The organism is Streptococcus humanilactis, from assembly GCF_019448275.1.
GTDB lineage: Bacteria > Bacillota > Bacilli > Lactobacillales > Streptococcaceae > Streptococcus > Streptococcus humanilactis.
Genome location: NZ_JAHXBZ010000001.1, coordinates 330,696 through 350,607, shown reverse-complemented (window position 1 = coordinate 350,607; position 19,912 = coordinate 330,696). Strand labels below are relative to the sequence as shown.

18 protein-coding genes and 1 pseudogene are annotated in these 19,912 nt (G+C 40.0%); 7 read left to right on the top strand and 12 right to left on the bottom strand.

Annotated elements, in window-relative coordinates:
* Positions 1-58 precede the first annotated feature (58 nt).
* On the top strand, positions 59-703 hold the full coding sequence (gene serB, locus KV696_RS01690) for a phosphoserine phosphatase SerB (RefSeq protein WP_219966680.1): 645 nt from the start codon (positions 59-61) through the stop codon (positions 701-703).
* A 9-nt stretch (positions 704-712) separates the two neighbouring features.
* Positions 713-1,828, top strand: a complete 1,116-nt coding sequence (locus KV696_RS01685; protein ID WP_219966679.1) for a glycerate kinase — start codon at positions 713-715, stop codon at positions 1,826-1,828.
* On the opposite strand, the gene KV696_RS01680 is transcribed toward KV696_RS01685, so the two are convergent.
* Positions 1,825-2,271, bottom strand: a complete 447-nt coding sequence (locus tag KV696_RS01680) for a DUF1694 domain-containing protein (RefSeq protein WP_219966678.1) — start codon at positions 2,269-2,271, stop codon at positions 1,825-1,827. The two genes, KV696_RS01685 and KV696_RS01680, sit on opposite strands and share 4 nt — an antisense overlap.
* Positions 2,272-2,434: 163 nt before the next feature.
* Between KV696_RS01680 and eno the strand changes: the two genes are divergently transcribed.
* The gene (eno, locus tag KV696_RS01675) at positions 2,435-3,739 is read left to right on the top strand and encodes a surface-displayed alpha-enolase (RefSeq protein WP_000022821.1); all 1,305 of its coding nucleotides are present in this window, start codon (positions 2,435-2,437) and stop codon (positions 3,737-3,739) included.
* Between the two features lie 137 nt (positions 3,740-3,876).
* On the opposite strand, the pseudogene KV696_RS01670 reads toward eno, so the two are convergent.
* The 3 genes and pseudogenes from KV696_RS01670 to metK all read right to left on the bottom strand — a co-directional run.
* A pseudogene (locus KV696_RS01670) lies at positions 3,877-4,039 on the bottom strand (integrase); the annotation flags it as partial.
* A 262-nt stretch (positions 4,040-4,301) separates the two neighbouring features.
* Positions 4,302-5,372 (bottom strand): tyrosine recombinase XerS, encoded by a 1,071-nt coding sequence (xerS, locus tag KV696_RS01665; RefSeq protein ID WP_219966677.1) that lies wholly within the window; start codon positions 5,370-5,372, stop codon positions 4,302-4,304.
* A 573-nt stretch (positions 5,373-5,945) separates the two neighbouring features.
* The gene (metK, locus tag KV696_RS01660; RefSeq protein WP_219966676.1) at positions 5,946-7,136 is read right to left on the bottom strand and encodes a methionine adenosyltransferase; all 1,191 of its coding nucleotides are present in this window, start codon (positions 7,134-7,136) and stop codon (positions 5,946-5,948) included.
* A 614-nt stretch (positions 7,137-7,750) separates the two neighbouring features.
* Here metK and KV696_RS01655 point away from each other — a divergent pair.
* From KV696_RS01655 to KV696_RS01640, 4 genes are all read left to right on the top strand, one after another.
* Complete coding sequence (locus tag KV696_RS01655; RefSeq protein WP_219966675.1) at positions 7,751-8,038, top strand: DUF3270 domain-containing protein; 288 nt, start codon at positions 7,751-7,753, stop codon at positions 8,036-8,038.
* Between the two features lie 269 nt (positions 8,039-8,307).
* The gene (locus tag KV696_RS01650) at positions 8,308-9,117 is read left to right on the top strand and encodes a Cof-type HAD-IIB family hydrolase (protein ID WP_219966674.1); all 810 of its coding nucleotides are present in this window, start codon (positions 8,308-8,310) and stop codon (positions 9,115-9,117) included.
* A gap of 141 nt (positions 9,118-9,258) precedes the next feature.
* Positions 9,259-10,167, top strand: coding sequence for an ABC transporter ATP-binding protein (locus KV696_RS01645; RefSeq protein WP_219966673.1), 909 nt, complete (start codon positions 9,259-9,261; stop codon positions 10,165-10,167).
* Positions 10,168-10,177: 10 nt separating this feature from the next.
* A complete protein-coding gene (locus KV696_RS01640; RefSeq protein ID WP_219966672.1) occupies positions 10,178-10,930 on the top strand; it encodes an ABC transporter permease in 753 nt (250 codons plus the stop codon).
* Between the two features lie 40 nt (positions 10,931-10,970).
* On the opposite strand, the gene KV696_RS01635 is transcribed toward KV696_RS01640, so the two are convergent.
* From KV696_RS01635 to KV696_RS01600, 8 genes are all read right to left on the bottom strand, one after another.
* Positions 10,971-11,849: a sensor histidine kinase gene (locus tag KV696_RS01635; protein WP_219966671.1), complete on the bottom strand. Its 879-nt coding sequence runs from the start codon at positions 11,847-11,849 to the stop codon at positions 10,971-10,973.
* Positions 11,846-12,547 (bottom strand): response regulator transcription factor, encoded by a 702-nt coding sequence (locus KV696_RS01630; RefSeq protein ID WP_219966670.1) that lies wholly within the window; start codon positions 12,545-12,547, stop codon positions 11,846-11,848. The genes KV696_RS01635 and KV696_RS01630 overlap by 4 nt, the downstream gene beginning before the upstream one ends.
* A 190-nt stretch (positions 12,548-12,737) precedes the next feature.
* Entirely contained in the window at positions 12,738-13,613 is an 876-nt protein-coding gene (gene aguB, locus KV696_RS01625; protein WP_219966669.1) for an N-carbamoylputrescine amidase, read from the bottom strand.
* 9 nt (positions 13,614-13,622) lie between these two features.
* Positions 13,623-14,708: an agmatine deiminase gene (aguA, locus tag KV696_RS01620; RefSeq protein ID WP_219966668.1), complete on the bottom strand. Its 1,086-nt coding sequence runs from the start codon at positions 14,706-14,708 to the stop codon at positions 13,623-13,625.
* On the bottom strand, positions 14,705-15,832 hold the full coding sequence (gene nspC, locus KV696_RS01615; protein ID WP_219966667.1) for a carboxynorspermidine decarboxylase: 1,128 nt from the start codon (positions 15,830-15,832) through the stop codon (positions 14,705-14,707). The genes aguA and nspC overlap by 4 nt, the downstream gene beginning before the upstream one ends.
* Positions 15,832-17,091, bottom strand: coding sequence for a saccharopine dehydrogenase family protein (locus KV696_RS01610; protein WP_000088773.1), 1,260 nt, complete (start codon positions 17,089-17,091; stop codon positions 15,832-15,834). Before KV696_RS01610 ends, nspC begins: the two co-directional genes overlap by 1 nt.
* The gene (gene speE, locus KV696_RS01605) at positions 17,088-17,948 is read right to left on the bottom strand and encodes a polyamine aminopropyltransferase (RefSeq protein WP_000366713.1); all 861 of its coding nucleotides are present in this window, start codon (positions 17,946-17,948) and stop codon (positions 17,088-17,090) included. The genes KV696_RS01610 and speE overlap by 4 nt, the downstream gene beginning before the upstream one ends.
* Entirely contained in the window at positions 17,949-19,409 is a 1,461-nt protein-coding gene (locus KV696_RS01600; RefSeq protein WP_219966666.1) for an aminotransferase class I/II-fold pyridoxal phosphate-dependent enzyme, read from the bottom strand.
* Between the last annotated feature and the right edge of the window lie 503 nt (positions 19,410-19,912).

Genomic DNA, 19,912 nt, shown 5'->3' with positions numbered 1-19,912 from the left:
TAGATAAAATCGTATGATGACTTCATACGATTTTTAGGCTGTTTAGAGAGGAGAACTGATGTCTCAAGTAAAAGGCTTGTGTGTTATGGATGTAGATGGAACCTTAATCCTAGAAGAAGTGATTGATCTTTTGGGAAGAGAGGTAGGTCGTGAGGAGGAAATTTCGCTGATTACAAGTCGGGCAATGCAAGGAGAGTTGGACTTTGAAAGCAGTTTACGAAAAAGAGTGTCCTTGTTGGAAGGTCTTCCTGTTTCGGTTTTTGATAAAGTCTTCAACACTATTCATCTAACGTCAAATGCCCAGGAATTCATTTCCATTCTCCAAAAGAATGGAATCCTAGTTGGTCTGGTGTCCGGTGGATTTACTCCAATAGTTGAGAGATTAGCAAAATCCCTCGACATTGCCTATTTCTCTGCAAACCAACTTGAAGTCAAAGACGGTTTTCTAACAGGAAAGTTAGTTGGACAAATTATTAATCCCGAAGTCAAAAAAGCAACTCTGGAAAAATGGACAGAGGAACTAAAACTTTCTAAAGAAAGAACGATTGCAATCGGTGATGGGGCCAATGATTTATTAATGTTGAAGTCGGCGGGGATAGGAATCGCCTTTTGTGCCAAAGAAGTGCTCAAAAAAGAAATACCGAATCATGTTGACAAGAGGGATTTTTTAGAAGTTCTTCCTTTGATTGACTGTTTAGAATGAGGGAAAAATATGAAAATTGTAATTGCACCAGATTCATTTAAGGAAAGCTTGACCGCTGAAGAGGTAGCTGAAGCAATAAAAAGAGGCTTCCAACAATCGATAGCAGATGTAGAATGCCTCCTCTGCCCTGTTGGTGATGGTAGCGAAGGTACAGTAGATTCCATTCGACATTCTCTTGACCTTGAAGAAAAATGGATCCAAGTGACAGGCCCTTTTGGACAAAAAGAAGAAATGCGCTATTTTCAAAAAGAGGAACTGGCGCTATTTGAAGTTGCCGACTTGGTTGGCCTTGGAAAAATTCCGATAGTGAAACGAAATCCACTTCAAATCCAAACTAGTGGTATTGGAGAGTTGATTCGTCATCTCATTGCTAAAGGGATTACAGAAATCTATATCGGCGTTGGTGGCACGGCCAGTAATGACGGAGGAATTGGGATCGCTGCTGGTTTAGGTTACCGATTTTATGATAGGGATGGAAATGTCTTGCCTACTTGCTGTCAATCCTTATTAAACTTAGCTTCTGTTTCAACAGAAAATCGCTATGAAATTCCTGAAGATGTTCAAATTCGTATTTTAGCAGATGTCGCGAGTCCCTTATGTGGTCCTCAAGGTGCGACCTACATTTTTGGCAAACAAAAAGGCGTACTTCCTGCTATGTTTCCAGTCCTAGATCAGGCAATACAAGATTTTTATGAAAAAGTCTCACCTGCAACATTGGAAATTAAAGGAGCAGGAGCTGGTGGAGGCATTGCTGCTGGTTTGTGTGCCTTTGCTCAGGCAAATATCGTGTCGGGAATTGATACCTGCTTGAACCTAATCAACTTTGATAAGAAAGTTGCAGATGCTGATTTGGTTATTGTTGGAGAAGGAAAGCTAGATAGTCAAAGTTTAGCAGGTAAAGCGCCTATTGGTGTCGCAAAAAGAACCCCTGTCGGAGTTCCTGTTATTGCTATTTGCGGTAGTCTTGCTGAGGATTTACCTTCCCTACCATTTGAGAATATCCAAGCGGCTTTTTCAATTTTGGAGAAAAGTGAACTACTAGAAGATAGTTTGAAAAATGCCAGTCTCTATTTGGAGCACACGGCTGCCAATATAGGGCATTTATTAAATATGCACAAGATTTAGCCAAACCATTTCTTCCAGATAGATGTTTTGGTTGGTTCTTCCTTTTTAACTTCCCAAAGTTTTGCAAAAGCAAGTCGAAGGTTTTTTTCTTCTACTTGAACGGGTGCATTGGTGTGGATAATCAGGCCAAAAGGAGAAGAAGTATGCTCTTCAGATACAATGGTAGCTTGACTATCGGTTTCTTTTGCTTCTTTTAAGTAGAAAACTTGTTTGTCAAATTCGATATTTGGTGAAATCTTCACAAATAGTGGCTCTGCTTTTTCCTGAAGATTTTCTAAAATAGATAAAAAACCTTTTTCTAGCTGAGGACTATTTGCTGTGTCAATATCTGCATATCCAAGAACTCTTTCCTCAAAAGTGCCAAGATAGCGTCTTTGCTCATCTGGATTTAATTTTGCTCCACCATGAGCTTTTTCAAGTAATTGTTTTGATAAATCTGTCATGAAAACAGTATATCATAAAAGTTAGAATAAAACAGACAAAAGAAAGCGATTACTTTATAAAGTTAAGGAAAATTTGCACAAAGATAACGTTTTTTCTTGAAAAAGGAGGGGTTTTAAGGTATTATAGAGGTGTAAAAAATTTAACTCATAAGGAGAGTAAAAAATGTCAATTATTACTGATGTTTACGCTCGCGAAGTCCTAGACTCACGCGGTAACCCAACACTTGAAGTAGAAGTTTACACTGAATCAGGTGCTTTCGGACGTGGTATGGTTCCATCAGGAGCTTCTACTGGTGAACACGAAGCAGTTGAACTTCGCGACGGTGACAAATCTCGTTACGGTGGTCTTGGTACACAAAAAGCTGTTGACAACGTAAACAACATCATTGCTGAAGCTATCATTGGCTACGATGTACGTGATCAACAAGCTATCGACCGTGCTATGATCGCTCTTGACGGTACTCCTAACAAAGGTAAATTGGGTGCAAACGCAATCCTTGGTGTGTCTATCGCTGTAGCTCGTGCTGCTGCTGACTACCTTGAAATCCCACTTTACAGCTACCTAGGTGGATTCAACACTAAAGTTCTTCCAACTCCAATGATGAACATCATCAACGGTGGTTCTCACTCTGACGCTCCAATCGCTTTCCAAGAATTCATGATCGTACCTGCTGGTGCACCATCATTCAAAGAAGCTCTTCGTTGGGGTGCTGAAATCTTCCATGCTCTTAAGAAAATCCTTAAATCTCGTGGTTTGGAAACAGCCGTAGGTGACGAAGGTGGATTTGCTCCTCGTTTTGAAGGAACTGAAGACGGAGTTGAAACTATCCTTGCTGCTATCGAAGCTGCTGGATATGTTCCTGGTAAAGACGTATTTATCGGATTTGACTGTGCTTCATCAGAATTCTACGATAAAGAACGTAAAGTTTACGACTACACTAAATTCGAAGGTGAAGGAGCAGCTGTACGTACTGCTGCAGAACAAATCGACTACCTTGAAGAATTGGTAAACAAATACCCAATCATCACTATCGAAGATGGTATGGATGAAAATGACTGGGACGGTTGGAAAGCTCTTACTGAACGTCTTGGTGGTAAAGTTCAATTGGTTGGTGACGACTTCTTCGTAACAAACACTTCTTACCTTGAAAAAGGTATTGCAGAAGGCGCTGCTAACTCAATCCTTATCAAAGTTAACCAAATCGGTACTCTTACTGAAACATTCGACGCTATCGAAATGGCGAAAGAAGCTGGTTACACTGCCGTTGTATCACACCGTTCAGGTGAAACTGAAGATTCAACAATCGCTGACATCGCAGTTGCAACTAACGCAGGACAAATCAAGACTGGTTCACTTTCACGTACAGACCGTATCGCTAAATACAACCAATTGCTTCGCATCGAAGACCAACTTGGTGAAGTAGCTGAATACCGTGGATTGAAATCATTCTACAACCTTAAAAAATAAAATAGTTCAGTGAACTATTTTATCCCGAACCTTGAAATTCAAAAGTTCGGCCGTTGATTTAACAACGTTTCTAGCCCCTCGGATTTTATCCGAAGGGCTATTTTTGTATTTAGGAGGCAAAAAAGGGGCAAAACTTTTTAAAAAATCTTTTTCATAACTTTATCCAGTACATTGATTACTTCATCTTTCATGTTCTTTGTGACGTGGGTGTAGATGGAAGTGGTGAGTGACTTCAGAGTCGGAATGATCAACCCTGTCCGTGATTGTTTTTAAAGGAATTTTATTTTCTGATAAAATATTGGTCATCGCAGGCAACATGCTTTTATAGGTGCTCAATTTAATTTATTTTTGTTGAATCCTCTTATTTTGAGATGAATACCAATTATAAGTGATTTGCATATACAGGATATTAGAAATAAAGATAAGATAGTGGTCACATAAATTTTATTTCATATTCTTCAAAGCTGTTTACTATGTCAGATATTGCATGTGATTTGATCAAATAAGATTAATAGTTTATTGAATCCCTTTCTAAGTTGTTACATAATATATTTTATGTAATTTATAATCTATCCAGAGCATTCTTTTGTTCATCATTAACGATATGGGTATAGAGGTCAGTGACTTGTGTACTGGCATGTCCTAGCTGATGACTGACCAAAACTTGCGATTTAGTGGCATCATAGAGCCTGGTTGCTAGCGTATGGCGTAGTTTATGGGGTGTTACACGGACTTTGAAGTCCTCAGAGTACTTAGCAACCATTTTCTCAACGCTGGAAGCATCGATACGATTAGGAACACCTCTGTAGAGAGTCAAAAAAAGGGCTGTATCTGTTTTTTCTGTCTTATAGCGTTGATTTCGAATAGCAAGATAATTCTCTAAATAAGGCTTAGCAAAAGCAGCGACATTGACCGAGTCACGTTTGCCACCTTTTCGAGTGACATCGATAACCATCATTTTGAGATTGAGATCTCTTAAATCCAGATTAACAGCTTCAGATAAGCGAACACCCGATGCCAAGAGAAGGGCAATAATGGCCAAATCACGTTCTTTATTTTTATTAAACGATGATAGAGCACGATTTGAGAGCTGTTGTGGGTACTCTTGGTCTATATAAGTCAGAAACCCTTCTGTTTCATCACCTAGAAAGAGCTTTTGTTTGATGTTTTCAGCTCTAGCAGCAAGTGTCTCTTTCTTTTTCTTGGTTGAAACTTTCTTCATTACATTACGATAGAAATAAGGTTCGCCCTGATCGTTTTCAACCTCCTCAGTCAGATATTTGTAAAGACTGGAAAGAGCTGATAAGGTCCGATTGATGGTCGTTTGGGAAACGCCTTGCTTGGTTGTATTGGCATTCATCAAAGGACGTTCTCTAAGATAAAGGATAAAAGCCTCCATATCTTTCTTTGACATATTTTCCAAGACAGATAAAGAAATATCAGATATTTTATCGGCATTTGAGATACCAGACTCTAAAACCCAGCTGAAAAATCGATCATATTCCTTGAGGTATTCGTACAAGGTTGTAAAACTGTAAGGAACAGCAAGCTTAGATTGGTAATATTCAAGAACATACCAGGGCATGATTTGTTTTAGTTTGTCGATTCGTTCCAGTAAAATCTCACGTTTCATGTATTTTCTCCATAAATAAGTCTACAAGTAGTATAGCATAGACTTATTTGTTTTTCAAGAAAATTATAGTTTTTCGGAAAGATGATATAGCAGTTTTTTTAAAGTGATAAAAAGACTTAGACCTGCAAACAAAACAGATCTAAGTCTTTGGAGTTATTATTGTGAATCATTATCTAGTGCTTTTTCTAGTTTCCAAATACTAAACCAGAATGAAAAAGAATTCACCCACTAAACTTCTGTTAATACTACACAACTGAAGAGCTATATAAGAAGCTATGAGATACAAAATACATTGTATAATTGCTATTGTTTTCTTTTTCATGATTTTAATCTTACTGTACAGATTTTATGCAGTAAACTTCTTTCTAGCTTTATCATTTCTAACTTAATTATAGTAGTCTTATATTTGTATGTGAAATGTTTTATCAGTAAAAAAGAGGGGAAGTCCCCCTCTCAAGATTTTATGCAGTAAACTTCTTTCTAGCTTTATCATTTCTAACTTAATTATAGTCTTATATTTGTATGTGAAATGTTTTATCAGTAAAAAAGAGGGGAAGTCCCCCTCTCAAGATTTTATTTGACTGCTTCTTTCAAAGCATCTACCTTGTCCAAGCGTTCCCATGGAAGGTCAATATCTGTACGTCCCATGTGTCCATAAGCCGCTGTTTGACGGTAAATTGGACGCTTAAGGTCCAGCATTTGGATAATCCCTGCAGGACGAAGGTCAAAGATTTGACGAGTTGCTTTTTCAAGCTTGCTTTCAGCTACTCTTCCTGTACCAAAGGTATCGATACGGACAGAAACAGGCTGGGCAACACCGATAGCATAAGCCAATTGCACTTCTGCCTTCTTAGCCAGACCTGCTGCAACAATATTCTTGGCAATATAGCGAGCCGCATATGACGCAGAACGATCCACCTTAGTCGCATCTTTACCAGAGAAGGCACCGCCACCATGACGAGAGTAGCCACCATAAGTATCTACGATAATCTTACGACCAGTCAGACCTGAGTCCCCTTGAGGTCCACCGATTACAAAACGACCAGTAGGATTGATGAAGAATTTTGTTTGCTCATCCAAGTAAGAGGCTGGAATAACTTCTTTGATAACCTTGTTAATGACATCATTGTGAATTTGTTTGTTGCTGACTTCTGGATCGTGCTGAGTTGAAATAACGACTGTATCCACACGTACTGGACGGTCATTTTCATCATACTCAACTGTAACTTGTGATTTAGCATCTGGGCGAAGATAGCTGATTTCCCCAGATTTACGAAGATCTGCTAAACGACGAACTAATTTATGACTGAGTGAAATTGGCAATGGCATGAGCTCTTCTGTTTCATCCACTGCAAATCCAAACATGAGACCTTGGTCACCAGCACCAATCAAGTCAAGTGGGTCTTGATCAGCATTTCCACGGACCTCCAAGGCTTCATTAACACCTTGGGCGATATCCGGTGACTGCTCAACAAGTGACGGATGGACTCCCACCGTCTCAGCAGAAAATCCATATTCTGTATTAGTGTAGCCAATCTCTGCAATGGTATCACGAACCACACGGTTAATATCCACATAGGCATTTGTAGATATTTCACCAAAAACATGGACAGAACCAGTATATACAGCTGTCTCCGCAGCAACGTGCGCCTCTGGATCCTTTGCTAAAATAGCATCCAAGATAGCATCTGAAATTTGGTCTGCAATCTTATCTGGATGCCCCTCAGATACAGACTCAGACGTGAATAATTTACGTTCTGACATAAAAATGTCCCCCCTTAAAAATAGTGTTATAGAGTTACAAAGTACTGGTAGGTATTTTCATTTTCTAAGAGTTACGACGCGAAAGAAATAAAAACGATACTTTTTTATTTCTGAAGCTAGTAAGGCGCATAGGGTGACCGCGTTATAGCGGCAACCGTAGAATGACGAGCGACTACTTTGGAGCCGTCATTCTTTGCGAGTTACAAAGTACTGATAGGAAAACTCTTAGTGATAAATACCTACCATCTTATCGGGACTATATAACTTTATCATTATACCATTTTTAAGCGCAATTTGCAGTCTATATACTCAATAAAAATCAAAGAACAAGCTTTTTGATTGTAGATAAAACTGACTAAATTAGTAACATATACCTAATACAAGATGACGCTAACTTGTTTTAAAGAGTATTAATGTACTGTTTCAATTTCTACTAATCTATTTTCAATAGGTGTTTAACAACCTTAATATTATGCGTACTATTATTTTCAAACTATCGTGTCCTGAACAATAGTTTGAAAATGAAAAGGGACTTTATTCTTTTTGTAACCTTACTGTAATAATTATCCGATTAAAAAATGATAAAATAGGTATGTACAGTTAAGGAGAGAATAATGCCTGTAAGAAAATTACAATCCTATGAGGTAGACTATCAAGAAGAATTAAATCATCAGAATCCTCGCTATCAAGATTATACACCTGAAGCACAATCTAATGCCAATCTCAAGGAAATCCTATTTTTTGTTAATATTGCTGTTTTTTGTATCTGTATTGCTATCTTTAGTTTTATCTTTTTAGCATTAAAATTATCAACTGCTCTTGCATTTGTCGCAGCAATCGGATTTAGCTTACTTGTTTTAAAAGTCCAACGCTCTATTATCAAACGAAAATTTAGAAGATAAATCATACCCTACGTCTAATCAAGTTGATTTATAAAAAATTAAGGAGAACAGAGGATTTAAGATGAAAAATGTGTTATTCATCTTAAATCCTCTGTTTTTTTGACCAGCTTACCAAATATAATTATTTACTTAATTGAATAACGTGTAACCTTTCCTAATAAATGTTCTCTAAATATCCTAAACTGTAAAATCAATTAGTCTCGTTCCTTTTACCATTTTATTTTCTAAAATATGCTATAATAATACCAAAAGATAAAGAAGGAAGTCTTATGATTAAACTACTAGCCTTGGATATGGACGGAACCCTCCTCAATGAAGCCAAGGAAATCCCACAAGCTCATATTACTGCTATTCACCAAGCTATTGAAAAAGGTGTCAAACTTGTACTTTGTACTGGTCGCCCGCTTTTCGGTGTCCTCCCCTACTATCAAAAACTGGGGCTTGACCTCCAGAACGAATATGTCATTGTTAACAACGGTTGTTCAACTCACCAGACAAGTGACTGGGGACTAGTTGACTGGCAAGAACTTAGTCCAGCAGACATCGAATACCTCTATGACCTAGCTGAAAAAAGTGATGTTCAGTTGACTCTTTTTGATGAGGAACATTATTTTGTCCTCGGTGGTAAGCCTACTGAAATCGTTCAAAATGATGCCAAGCTAGTCTTTTCAGACCTGACTGAAATTTCTCTTGAGGAAGCGACTAGTGGCAAGTACCGGATGTTCCAAGGGATGTTTTTGGGTACAGAGAGTCAAACAGACGATTTTGAAGAGCGTTTTGCTACAGAACTCTGCCAACGATTTAGTGGAGTTCGTTCGCAGCCTGTCATTTATGAAGCTATGCCACTTGGTACGACAAAGGCTACTGCTCTTTCACGACTAGCAGATATTTTGAAGATTGATTCCTCAGAAATCATGGCCATGGGCGATGCTAATAACGATATCGAAATGCTCCAGTTTGCAGGGCTGGGCATTGCTATGGGAAATGCCAGCGATTATGTCAAATCCCTAGCTGATGACGTTACAGCCAGCAACGAAGAAGACGGTGTCGCGCGTGCGATTGAGAAATATATTTTATAATTAAGAAGCCCAGTTCATATCAACTGGGTTTTGATATTTAAGAATTCCTAAAACTTTAGAAACTCTTTAGAAATCCTTGAGCTTTCTTTGATTTCTATGCTTTATACTAAAGTTAACAAAATAAATCAAAAGGAGAGAATCATGAAAACAGTACTCGACATTCATGGATTGTCCAAAAACTTTGACAAACAAGCTATCCTTCAGGATCTTCATCTAACGATAAGAGAGGGAGATATTTATGGGCTTATCGGGAAGAACGGAGCTGGGAAAACCACCTTGATAAAAATTATTACGCAACTACTGTTTGCGGATAAAGGAACTATTTCCCTCTTCTCCAGCAAAACGGAAAATGAGTGGACCAAGGCTCTATCTCGAGTAGGTTCAGTAATCGAATCACCTGTAGCTCATAATCACTTAACAGCTTATCAAAATCTGAAATATTACTGTATGATTCGTCATATTCCAAATGCTGATCAAGTCATTCGAGAAACCCTGGACTATGTAGGTTTGGCAGATACAGGTAAGAAAGTCTTTCGTGATTTCTCGCTAGGAATGAAACAAAGACTTGGTATCGCCATTGCCCTTATCTCCAAACCAGACTTCCTAATCTTAGATGAACCTATCAACGGCCTCGACCCAATCGGTATTAAAGAATTTCGACTCATGATTCAACGGCTCAATCAAGAAAAAGGAATAACCATTCTCATCTCTAGCCATATCTTGTCAGAACTCTATCTCCTAGCTAATCGTTTTGGTATTTTAGATCAAGGCAAGATTATCCGTGAAATCAGCAAAGCTGAATTTGAAACACTAAGTGAGGATTATATTGTGCTTAAGACAGCCGACCAAGAGAAAGCTTGTCAAGTATTGAAAGAACAAATCCAGCTCCAGTTCAAGGTTGTCAATCCTGAGAATGAAATCCACATCTTTGGTCAGGAACAAGATGTCAAACAGATTCTTAAGGAATTAACCTTGGCAGATGTTGCCATTGACGAGATTTACTATGCTCGTCAAAACCTAGAAGAATACTTCACCCAATTGGTCGAATAGGAGGAAAATCATGATACATACCATTCAAGCAGACTTTTACCGTCTTTTCCGTTCCAAAGGATTCTGGATTACAGAATTTATTCTCTTTACTCTCATGCTAATGGGAGCAAGTATAGGAGCCACGGGCCATCTGATGGCAATCCAGACAGAAGAGCCAGACATTCCAACCCATGGTTGGGACGGTGTACAAGCCCTGATTAACGCATCTAGTCAAGGTTCAAACCTCGTTTTTCTCTGTATTGTTCTAACTTGTCTAGTTCTCGGTGTTGATTTAATCGGAAAGCTCTATAAAAATGGTTTGACAGTAGGGGTTTCTCGTACAGAGTTTTTCCTTGCCAAAGCCTTTGTAGTGGCTTGTATTGCACTCTTGCAAGTTATCATCAGCCTTGTGATTGCCTTTATTCCAGCAACTATCTTAAATGGATTTGGAACCATGCCTGATGGCTTTATTGGCAATCTATTAACAACCATTTTCCTTCAATTCCTTTGCCTCCTTGCTTGGCTTTCCATTGTTTCCTTTATTCTCTATGTGAGTCATTCTTATCTTGCAGTATTTATTGGCTATTTGGTCAGCTCTATCTTACTTTCTATGCCAATGCTCATCTTCCCAAGTATCAAAATTTTGCCATATTTATCATTGCAGTTTTTCTATGCTATGACTGCTAATAGTGAATCCATTTTCTATACACTTATAGTTACCTTAGCTGTTATTGTAATCTTTAATCTAAGTGGACTGGCAGTTTTCAAAAAGAAAAGTCTATAAAAAAATGACCTCCTCTAGCTACAGAGGTGGGTTCTTTTCGTTAAAAGTAAATGAAAACCGACAACCATTGCCCATCTGTGCTTAGTTTCATATCTGCACCGAGAAGATGGCATAATTCCTCAGTGATATAAAGTCCTAAACCAGAGGATTCTTCCGTATCAGATAGATTTTCAGAATAAAAACGATTGCTGAGATTTTCTATTCTTTTGATGGGCTGTTTGACAAGGTTTGCAATCTCTAAGACAAGCTGTTCCTCTTCCTTTCTCAAAGATAGAAGTGCTTCTTCCTTGCCATGCTTGAGAACATTTCCAAGCAGATTTTGTAAAATTCGATCCAGCAAGTTTTCATCAGTCCTCATTTTCAGACCAGTTTCAACCTTAAAATCAAGCATGATATTTGCCGCCTGAAAAACATCATAATAAGCCAAAGTCTTTTTGGTGATAAAAGCTGAAAGATCCACTTCTTCCAGTTTCGGTTTGACAGCTCCTTCCATCAAACGACGGTATTCTAGGAGAGCCTCCAAACGTTTGGAAACTAAATCAAGATGCTGGGCGATTTTTTGTAAGGTTTCTGCTTTGTCTTCAGGAGATTTTATCAATTGTTGCGTGTAGCCTGAAGCGATAGTCAGAGGTGTCCGAATATCATGGGCGATATTGCTGATGGCCATATCCAGAGTCTGCTTTTCCCTTTTCATAACCAGTCGAGATTGTTCCACTTCCTGAAATAGATTCTCAATCTGCTGGTAGAGATGTAAAAAATGTTTGGAAAAAATGCTGACTCCGACTCTTTTCATACTACCTGTGAGAATCTTGTCTTCAATCTGTTGACTCAAGTTTTTAAGTGCTAGATGGTAGCGAATTAATACAATCGATAAAATAATTAGGAGTATCAGTAGAACAAAGATTATCATGTAGGTCATTGCTTGTCTCCTTTTAATCTTACCCCAACTCCCCAGATGGTTTCAATATATTCTTGATTTGGGTCAAGCTGGTTTAATTTTTTACGAAGATTACTCAAATGCGTATTAAGAGTATTATCTCCCGGTAGATAGCTCTCCTCCCAGACCAATTCATAAAGTTCTTCCTTGGTAAAAATTTTCTTAGGATGTTTAAGGAGAGTTTGGAGAATCAAGCATTCTTTCTTGGCAAGGCGAATCGTTTCCTGACTATTTTTGATTTCAAAACTTTCGGCATCAAACTGGATATTTTTCAAGTTTTGTGGCAGATTTTCAGTTTTTCCTATTTCCATAGGCTGTTTTTCTGCACTTTGACGTAACTGAACAGTCACTCTAGCAAAGACTTCATCCAAATCAAAAGGTTTGACTATGTAATCGTTGGCACCGTCTAAGAGGTATTGGCTGATTAACTTCTTATCGCTCAAAGCCGTTAGCATAATAACTGGAATTTGACTTTGTTCCCTGATGGCTTTTAAAACCTGATCCCCATTTTTCCCAGGAAGCATGATATCGAGCAAAACGAGGTCAATCCCACCTTGGTCAAAACGCATGATTCCTTCTGTACCGGAAAAGGCTTGAATCACCTCATGCTCCTTAGTAAGAAGTGTTCGTAAAATCTCTTGAATGTCACTATTGTCTTCAATAACCAATATCCTAGCCATAAATACCAACCTTTCTGCAACTATTATAGCATGTTTTATTGATAAAGCTTAAATAGAAAAGCTCCTCGCATAAAAGCGCGAGAAAGCCTTGGAGAGTGAAAATATAAAATTCACTTGCTAGATGACCTAGTATCTTATAGTTGCTAATAAGAAGTTAGTCTAGCAGAATGAATCTCTCATTTCTCCCATACTAGTCTGTAATACGTTGATACATTTCGGGTCTTCTATCTCGAAACAAGCCCCAGTTTAAGCGTTCGCTTGCTCCCTTGTCTAGGTCATAAGTAGCTAACAGAACAGCTTCAGCTTGTCTTTCAGCTTGCTCTAGAATAGCTCCTGTTTCATCCGTCATAAAGGATGAACCGTAGAAGTCAAGACTGGAACTCTGTCCGCCATTTTCCTCACTTGGAGCGACTTCTTCCAAGCCATAACGATTTGCTGCGATGACTGGAACAATATTTGCTGCTGCGTGTCCTTGCATGGTACGTTGCCAATGGCCACAACTATCTGTATCCAAAATCGGCTCTGAACCGATTGCTGTAGGATAAAAGAGCAATTCAGCACCATTCAATGCAAGACAGCGCGCTGTTTCAGGGAACCATTGATCCCAACAGATACCGATCCCAATCTTAGCATAGCGAGTATCCCAGACCTTGAAACCAGTGTTACCAGGCGTGAAATAGAACTTTTCTTGATAATAATGGTCATCTGGTATGTGGGTCTTTCGATAAACACCCAGCACTTCCCCATCTGCATCAATGACAGCAATAGAGTTATACAAGACATTGCCATCTTTTTCATAGAAACTGATTGGTAAAACGACCTTTAGCTCCTTGGCAATGGTTTTAAAATGCTGAATAGCTGTATTGTCTGTCATCGACTGGGCATGCTGGTAGTAGTCATACTGACGTTCCTGACAGAAATAGGGACGTTCAAACAACTCAGGCAAGAGAATAATTTGGGCTCCTTGCTCAGCAGCTTGTCGAACTAAACGTTCAGCTGTTTGAATATTCGTTTCAACATCTTTAGCGCATTGCATCTGAATGGCTGAAACTTTTACATTTCTCATCTTTTTCTCCTATTCTGGGATTTGTTGGGTGATACAGTGGATATTGCCACCACCTAAAAGAATATCTCTGGCTGGAATTCCGACAACTTTACGGTCTGGGAAACACTTACTGAGGATATCTAAGGCCACTTGGTCGTTTACATCCTCAAACTGGGGAACCAAGACTGCCTTGTTAGCAATATAGAAATTGACATAGGAAGCAGCAAGCCTTTCACCTGCGTATCTCTCTTCTTCTCCTTCTTCATAAGTATAGCCTGGTAAATCGTCCTCAGTGACAACTTGTCGAATTGCAGGGATAGGCAATTTATGAATGGTAAACTTCCGTCCTTTTGCATCTGTTTCCTTTTCTAAAAGCGCTAAATCAGCTGCAGACATGGCATATTGAGGATCACTTTCGTCGTCCGTCCAAGCCAAAACAAGCTCAGCAGGACCAACAAAGGCTGCAACATTATCAACGTGTTCATTGGTTTCGTCCTGATAAATACCATAAGGCAGCCAGATAACTTTTTCAGCTCCAAGGCACTCTAATAAGGTATTTTCGATTTCTTCCTTACTAAGATGAGGATTGCGACCAGGGCTCAGAAGACAACTTTCAGTCACGAGAATGGTTCCTTGACCATCGCTATGTATCGCTCCGCCTTCCAGGACAAAAGGTTTGGCATCGTAAACAGGAATTGCCAAGGCCTCAGCAAAACGACTGGCTACTTGGTCATCATCTTCATAGTCTTGATAAAGACCATCGACTGCACCACCCCAGGCATTGAAAGACCAGTCCACGGCTAATTTCTGGCCTTCATCATTGACAAGAATAGTCGGACCTGTATCACGCGCCCAGGCATCATTGGTGGGAATGTCTAAATAAACGACCTTGTCTCCAAGATAGGATTGGGCTTCAGATAGATAATCTTGCTCCACCAAAAGATAGACTCTTTCCCCTTCTGCTATGGTTTTTATAATCTGGCTAAAAGCCTTTTTAGCTGCCTTACCTTGAAAGGGCCATGAACCTGGTCGAGTCGGCCATATCATGAGGGTACCATGGTGTGGTTCATACTCTGCTGGCATACGATAGCCTAATTTTTTTGGACTGTCCATCATGATAATCTCCCTTTAAAGTCTTGATAGCCAAAGGATTTGACCAAATCACAATCTCCATTCTTATCCATGATATAGAGGCTTGGGAGCCCAATGCCGTTGAAGGTATTATTTTTGACAAAAGAATAAATGGCCATGTCTTCGAAATAAAGTCTGTCTCCGATTTGGACTGGATTTTCAAAGCTATAATCACCAATCACATCGCCCGTCAGACAGGTATTAGAAGAAAGTCTGTAGGTATGGGCTTTTTCCTGTGCCTCAAAGCCATTTCTCAAAGGTGGACGATAGGGCATCTCAAGTACGTCAGGCATATGGCAGGTCGCAGAGGCATCTAAAACCAAGATTTCCATACCGTTTTCTACAATATCCAATACTTCAGTTGCTAGATAACCTGCATTGAGCGCAATAGCTTCCCCGGGCTCGATATAGACTTCAAGATTGTAAGTTTCTCGGATACGCTTGATTTCTGAAATCAGCAAATCCACATCGTAACCTTCTCTTGTGATGTGGTGACCACCACCCATATTGAGCCATTTGACCTCATGTAAGTACGAACCAAACTGCGCTTCTACTGCTTTCAAAGTTGTCTGTAAATCATCTGCTCCCTGCTCGCAAAGGGTGTGAAAATGAAGACCGTCTACCAATTCCAGCAAATCACTCGGTATCTTGTCTGAAGTTACTCCAAAACGGGAACCAGGTGCACAAGGGTCATAGAGCGCGTGGTCACCTTGAGTTGAACACTGAGGGTTGAGGCGCAGACCGACACTAATACCGGCATCTCGGCAACGAGAACCGTGTTTACGCAACTGTCTCTCCGAGTTGAAGACGATATGGTCAGATATTTGCAGTAGCTCTTCCATATCTGATTCCTTGAAAGCTGGTGCAAAAACATGGACTTCACCAGAAAATTCTTCCCTTGCTAATTTAGCCTCGTAGAGACCACTTGCAGTTGTACCGGATAGATACTGGCTAATCAAGGGATAGGTTTTGTAGAGGGAATAGGCCTTCTGGGCAAGCAAAACCTTGCAGCCAGCTTCTTCTTGTACATATTGTAGGATACGGCAATTAGCTTCTAACTTGGCCAAGTCAATGACATAAGCTGGTGTTGGTACTTGTTCTAACTTCATCAGTCCACCATTTGTGGATTTTCAACCACAACCCAAGGCAAACCATACTCATTCAAAGCTTCCATGAATGGATCTGGATCCAACTCTTCAAGGTTATACACTCCAGCTTGTTTCCAAGTTCCGTTCATAACCAATTTTGTCCCAATCATGGCTGGAACGCCTGTCGTGTAAGAAATCGCTTGCGAACCAACTTCTGCGTAACATTCCTGATGGTCACAAACATTGTAGATGTAGATGGTCTTTTCAACACCGTCTTTGACACCTGTAAAAATACAGCCAATATTGGTTTTTCCAACAGTGCGTGGGCCAAGGCTAGCAGGATCTGGAAGCAAGGCTTTCAAAAATTGGATTGGAACAATTTCTTGGCCGTTAAAGTTAATGGTATCCGTACGAAGGAGACCGACATTTTCAAGACATTTCATGTGCGTCAAGTAAGATTGACCAAAAGTCATAAAGAAACGAATGCGTTTGACTCCAGGAATGTTTTTGGCCAATGATTCGATTTCTTCATGGTGAAGGAGATACATATCTTTTTGTCCAACTTGAGGGAAATCGTACTCACGCTTGATAGACATAGCTTCAACCTCAACCCATTTCCCATCTTCCCAGTAAGAACCTGGTGCAGAAACCTCGCGTAGATTGATTTCTGGGTTAAAGTTTGTCGCAAATGGATAACCGTGGTCACCACCATTACAGTCTAAAATGTCGATATAATGGATTTCATCAAAATAGTGTTTGAGGGCATAAGCTGAAAAGACACTAGTCACACCTGGGTCAAAACCTGAACCAAGCAGGGCGGTCAAGCCTGCTTCTTTGAATTTCTCTTGGTAAGCCCATTGCCATGAGTAGTCAAAGTAGGCCGTAAATCCAAGTTCCTTACAGCGTTTTTCGTAGATAGCACGCCACTCAGGATCTTCTGTGTCTTCTGCTTCGTAGTTGGCTGTATCGATATAGTGAACACCTGTTGCCAAACAAGCGTCCATAATGGTTAAATCTTGATATGGTAAAGCTACGTTCAAAACAGCTTCTGGTTTATAGCTTTCAATCAGGGCAATCACTTCTTCTACCTTATCAGCATCAAGTGCTGCTGTTTCAATCTTTGTACTTGTTTTGCCTTCCAGTTTAGCCTTCAAGTCATCACATTTTGACTTAGTACGACTGGCAATCATAATCTCTGTAAAGGTTTCGCTATCTTGGCAAATCTTTGAAATAGCAACTTGGGCAACGCCCCCACATCCAATAACTAATAAACGACTCATTTTTTTCCTTCCTCTTCTTCTAAAATGTCCTCAACATACTTGGGTAACATAAAGGCTCCCACGTGTAAATTTGCAGTGTAGTATTCTGTGAAAAGCTGGCGTTTTTTCCAGCCTTCCTTGTCAAAATCTTTGACAGGGTGGTATTTTTTCGATGCAAATCCAAACAACCAATAGCCAGCTGGGCTAGTTGGGATATGTGCCTGATAAACCCGACTGATTGGAAAGGCTTGATTGACCTTGCGATGCATGCTACGGCAAGCCGACTCATCCTCATCAAAGAAGGGACTCCCATGCTGGTAAATCATGATACCGTCTTCCTTCAGAGCCCGATAACTATTACCGTAAAATTCCTTGGTAAAGAGCCCTTCCGTATGTCCAAATGGATCAGTGGCATCGTTGATGATAATATCGTAATCATCTTCGCAGTTTCGCAAAAAGCGTAGCCCATTTTGGTAGTAAATAGTAACACGAGGATCATCTAGCCCTGCGGCAAAATCTGGGAAATACTCACGACAGACCTCAACCAACATTTCATCTGGTTCAACGATATCGATTTGTTCCAGCTCAGGATAAAGTGTTAATACTTGGGCAACACCTCCGTCGCCACCCCCAATAACCAAGACTTTCTTGGGATTGGGGTGGACAGCCATGGGAACGTGAACCGTCATTTCGTTGTAGACAAAATCATCCGCATCTGAGAACAAAACATGCCCATTTAAAATCAAAATCTTTCCAAAAGCGGGAGTGTCAAGAACCTCGATATCCTGCCATTCACTTTTACCAGCGTAGAGTTGCTTGGCTGTTCTCAGGGACAATTTCACATCTGGAGTATGAACTTCAGAAAACCATAAATCCATCTAGTTCTCCTTTCTCTTAATGACGTTGATGTGATTGACCTCAGGATCTTCCGTCCCTTGGAGGGAGCAACCACGTTCCTTGGCAAATTGGATATAGTCTACAATTTCACGTGTAATGCGTTCACCAGGAGCCAAGATAGGGATTCCTGGAGGGTAACACATAACAAATTCTCCACAGACTTGTCCAACAGATTCGTCTAAAGACAAACTTCTTCTCTCTGAATAGAAGGCTTCCTGTGGAGACAGCACTAACTCGGGCTGGATATATTCTCCAGCTATCAAGTCCTTCCCATCTCTTGAGTAGAGTCTCTTGATATCAGCAAGAGCACCAACCAAGCGCTCGATGTCTTGGATACGGTCACCAATCGAAATATAGGCCAAGATATTGCCAATATCACCAAACTCGATCTGAATGTCGTATTCGTCTCGTAGGAGGTCATAAACCTCGATACCTGTTAAGCCAATACCCTGAGTGTAAACTGACAGCTTGGTCACGTCAAAATCGCAAACCGAAACACCGTCTATTAACTCTTTTGAGTAGGCATAGTAGCCACCTATGGCATTGATTTCACGACGAGCGTACTCGGATAGCTCAATGACTTTCTCAAAGGATTCTTTACCGCGTAGGGCCAAGTTGCGACGCGAAATATCCAAACTAGCCATCAATAAGTAAGAGGCGGATGTTGACTGGGTCAGGTTGATGATCTGACGAACGTACTCAGGATTCATCTGCTCCCCGATTAAAAGAAGCGAACTTTGTGTCAAACTCCCACCAGACTTATGCATAGAAACTGCTGCCATATCAGCACCTGCATCCATAGCAGATACCGGCAATTTATCAGTAAAATGCAAATGCGCTCCGTGGGCCTCATCTACTAAAACCATCATGCCAGCTTCATGAGCCATTTCTGTCAACCCTTTTAGGTCTGAACAGATGCCGTAGTAAGTAGGATTGTTAATCAAAATGGCCTTGGCATCTGGATGGTCCTTTATGGCCTGTGCTACTCGGTCATTTTCAAGACCTAAAGCGATACCAATCTTAGTATCTACACTCATCTCGATATAGATGGGAATAGCACCACATAGAACCAGCGCATTGATAGCAGATTTATGGACATTTCGTGGCAGAATAATCTTATCTCCTGCCTTGCAGGTTGACAGAATCATAGTCTGCACCGATGAAGTTGTTCCTCCAATCATGAGAAAGGCATGGCTAGCTCCAAAAGCATCTGCAGCCAGCTCCTCTGCATCTCGAATAATCGAAATGGGGTGCCCCAGATTATCCAAGGGTTTCATCGAATTAACATCAATGCCTACACATCTTTCTCCTAAGAGTTCGACAAGTTCTGGATTTCCCCGTCCACGCTTGTGACCTGGAACATCAAAGGGAACAATCCTTTTCTTGCGTAACTTCACCAAGGCCTCATAAATTGGGGCTTGGTTTTGATCTAACTCTTTCAAGACATACTCCTTTCCATATTTTTAGGACCTTATGAAAACTAAGGAACTAAAGGTTGACTCATGAAAAAAGAGCAGGTTTTCACCTGCTCTGCAATCTTCTGACGTTTTTATGTTTGTTTCTGTTGAGTATGTCTGTTCCCGATGTTTCCTAACTCTCTAGTAGCAAATATTACGTACTTTATTGATCGTTTCACAAGATGACGTGTGCTTTCACCACACTAAAAATTTATGAATTAGGACAAGTGTCCTAACATCAACTTATAAAAGTAGGCTTTTAACCCTATCAATAATGTGGTTTTTCAACCACGCTTCGGCATTCAACCCTGCCTGTCCGTAGGCATTTTTTACTCGGGTTTATATTTGCTAGAAAACATCTTCTCATTTTCTAAGCTTTATTACTATATCATGTTTTTAAGAACTTGTAAAGCCGTTTACGAAAAAAATATAAAAAAGTTCGCAAAATATTTGGATTTTATTTGATTTAATACTAATTATTCTCTTGT